The 3287-nt window shown below is 72.5% G+C and carries 4 protein-coding genes; all 4 read right to left on the minus strand.

Annotation, left to right across the window (positions count from 1 at the left end; translation table 11 throughout):
- Window positions 1–62 precede the first annotated feature (62 nt).
- Entirely contained in the window at window positions 63–206 is a 144-nt protein-coding gene (locus F8271_RS32735) for a hypothetical protein (protein WP_192580535.1), read from the minus strand.
- A gap of 221 nt (window positions 207–427) precedes the next feature.
- Window positions 428–1528, minus strand: coding sequence for a tyrosine-type recombinase/integrase (locus F8271_RS30630; protein ID WP_151493275.1), 1101 nt, complete (start codon window positions 1526–1528; stop codon window positions 428–430).
- Window positions 1525–1911: a hypothetical protein gene (locus tag F8271_RS30635; protein WP_151493276.1), complete on the minus strand. Its 387-nt coding sequence runs from the start codon at window positions 1909–1911 to the stop codon at window positions 1525–1527. The genes F8271_RS30630 and F8271_RS30635 overlap by 4 nt, the downstream gene beginning before the upstream one ends.
- Before the next feature lie 25 nt (window positions 1912–1936).
- Window positions 1937–2707 (minus strand): hypothetical protein, encoded by a 771-nt coding sequence (locus tag F8271_RS33610; protein ID WP_225854881.1) that lies wholly within the window; start codon window positions 2705–2707, stop codon window positions 1937–1939.
- Between the last annotated feature and the right edge of the window lie 580 nt (window positions 2708–3287).

Below are 3287 nucleotides of genomic sequence, written 5' to 3' on the forward strand. Positions count from 1 at the left end.
TCCCCCCGGCCGGCAGGCCAGGCTGCTGCTGCTTCTTCGCCACCGCGGCAGTATCCACGGCGTCAGTCGTCATGGTCATCAGGTGCGTCTCCTTGATCAGGAGTTACACCGTTCTTTTTACAGTCCCGGGCCTGGGTGTAGGTCTCCCCGGTGCTGTCGCTGCGGTCGCGGATCGTGCGGGTCAGCTTGCGCTTGTCCTGCGGCATGTCAGCTCATCCCTCGGCGGGGTACCCCACGCCCGACCCCACCGACACGTGATCATGCCGAACAACAGAAAGGTGGAGAGTGGGGCGCTGAGTCTGAGACGTCTTCTCCGTTCGCCGCCCGTCCCCGGCGTGGCGGGTGCGGGCTCCCGGATCGGCTGGCGCGTCAGCCGTGCGGGAATCGTAGCGCAGCCCACCGACAGCACACCGCCCCCGGCGGCCGGTCACGGCCGCGCACCGGGATCGTCGGTGTCCTCGGTGGTCGATTCCGTGGAATGCCCGTCGCCGGCGTTGAGGTACGCGGCGAGGGTGTAGGCGGGGGCCCGGTCGAGTCGGGCGCCGCCGTGGTCGTAGCGGCGGGTTGTGCGGGCGTCGGCGTGGCCGAGCTGGTCCTGAACGTCTTCGAGGCTCGCGCCGGCGTCGCGGGCGAGGGTGGCGCAGGCGTGGCGCAGCACGTGTGGGGACATCTTCACCGGGATCCGCGCCACCTCGGCGAGGCGGATCACGAGCCGGGTGACAGCGCCGCGGTCGAGCCGGGCGCCACTGGTGGTGGCGACCAGGGGCCGGTGGGCCCGGACGCCGGCCTGCCCAGCTACCACGGGCAGCGGGCCTGTGAGGTCGGCGCGGGTGGCGAGGTAGGCGTCCAGGCGTCGGGTGACCGGGGCGGGCAGCGCCACCAGGTGCTCGCCGGCCCCCTTGGCGGTGAAGCGCAGGGTGCGGTGGCCGCGGTTGTGGCCGAGCTGCTCGACGTCGGCGCCGACGAGCTCGCCGACGCGGATGCCGGTGTAGAGCAGCAGCGCGACGATCGCCGCGGTGCGCAGCGCCTGGGGGCCAGTGTCGGCGTCGGCCGCGAGGAGCAGCGCCTCGGCCTGCCCTCGGGACAGCCCTGATGTCTTGGAGCTGCGCTGGTCGACCTTCGGCTTCTTGCGGGAGTCGATGGCGGCGGGGTTGGCCCGGTCGGTGCGGTCCTCGGCGATCAGCCAGCCGTAGAACGCGGACACCGCGGCGAGGCGGCGGGCGCGGGTGGCGGCGGCCGCGGCGCCGGAGGTCTCCTGGGCGCGTAGCCAGGCGTGGGTGTGTACGCGGCGGGCCTCGGTGAGCGGGTCGATGCCGGAGGTGGCCAGGAACGCCAGCCAGTGCTGCAGGTCGCGCCGGTACGCCTTCCGGGTGTGCGGTGAGGCGTACCCGATCAGCCACTCCCGCAGCAGCTCCTCGAGTTCGTTGTCGGCGGCACCCCCCACGGTGGGGACCCCGTCGTGGGGGGCCGCAGCGGCGGGCAGGGGCTGGTGGGCGGGGAGCAGCTCGCCAGTGAGCACTTCGGTCACCGGTCGGTGTCCTCGTCGACCAGGTCGACGAACGCGGCCACCCGCGCGTATTTGGCGCGGGTGGTGTGCCCGTCCCAGCCGGTCGGGTGGGAGGGCAGGTGCCAGGAGACCTGGCCGGTGGGCAGCTCCAGGTAGACCGCGACCGGGTGGGGGTCGCTCGGGTCGTGGCCGACTCCGGCCGGGACGCCGGCCTCGTGGGCGAGCGTGAGGGCGGTCCAGATCAGGGCGTTTCGCTGCGCGTAGGCGGCGGTGATCTGCGGGGTGTCCGGGCCGGTGTGGCCCTGGCGGGACGGGTCGAGCGTGGCGATGTCGGCCAGGATGTGAGCGAGGTGAGCCCTGGCCGTGGGGGCGCTCGGCGTGCGCGGGAATGCGGTGATGCTCATCGCGGCTCCTGGCTTGAGTGGAGGGTCAGGACGCCCCGGCGTCGGGGCGGGTGGTGTCACTGTCGTCGCGGTGGCGCGGGCGTTGTCGCCAGGCGCGGGTGCGGCAGGCCGGTGAGCAGTAGCGGGCCGGCCGGCCGACGCCCGCGCGCGGCACCGAGGCTCCGCAGACCGGACACCTGCTTTCGTCACGGGTTTTCGTCTCACCGATGGCGCGGGCCGAGCGACGGCGCCAGGCGCGGGTACGGCACGCGGGCGAGCAGTAGCGGGCCGGCCGGCCGGCGCCCGCGCGCGGCACCGGGCCACCGCAGACCGGACACACGGGTTCGTCACGAACTTGCGTCACAGCCAACCGTTGCGGCCGGGCCGAGAAGACCGCGCGAGCCATCGCGGCCTCCCGGCCGCCCGCAACGGCCACCAGGTGCGCGACGTGCTCGTCGTCGGCGCCCGCGTCGTCGGGTTGGTCGGCGTCGTCGAGCCACGACTCGGCGACGCCGAGCAGTTCGTGCCAGTCGGTGATCTCCGACTGGGTCTCGGCGAGGCTGAGCAGCGCCAGCGCCCACGCCCGCGGCGAGTAGTCGCGGGCGAAGCGCAGCGCGGTCACGTCCAGCGGACGCAGGTACACCCCGTGCGAGCGGGCGTGCGCGCGCATCGCCTCGACCGTCAGGCCGTCGGACCACCGCACCCACCAGTCGCCCCGCCCGACTCCCTCGGCCTCCCAGGCGACCGTCACGGGCGCGCGTGCCCACTCGGAGAGGATCTGGGACAGCCACGCGGCCTGGCCCCGCTTTCTCGGCATGGACCACACCCCATTTCGTCACGCCTGTTACGTCACAGTCTACTCCCGGCCGACGCGGCCGCAGGGGCGGCGCGTCGCGCCTCGATAAGATCAGTTATGGAGGCATGAAGGAGATCGGTGGATCTCAAGTGGTCCGGCGCCCGGTGTCCTGTCCCACCGCATCTGACAAGTGGCCCGCCGATCTGCTCACAAGGCACCGCGTAGATAATGCAACGGCCCGACGAACCTGAGCCGCGGCTGGTTGCAGCCGGTGCCGGCCCGCCGGCGAGCCTTCCGCGCTTCTCAAATACGCCGGGACATCCGACCCCTGCCCGGACCGGTGCGACTGATAAGCCACTGGTCAGGAGCTCGCCCGAGTATCAGATGCACCGGGACAGGACAGTTGTCCTGGCTCGGTGGATCTGATGCCGGACCGCCGAACCTGATGCGGAGGCCCGTGGAACCCGGGGTTGAGGAAGATCCGTCCAGGAATTAACGCTAAGGATGATCTTGGGGGTGGGGCGGCGAGCGCGTGGTGAGGGCCCGTACGGTGTCCGGCTGTGCCCGTCGAGTTCCTATCCGATGATCAGGCCGTCGCGTA

The organism is Micromonospora sp. ALFpr18c, from assembly GCF_008868155.1.
Classification (GTDB): Bacteria; Actinomycetota; Actinomycetes; order Mycobacteriales; family Micromonosporaceae; genus Micromonospora.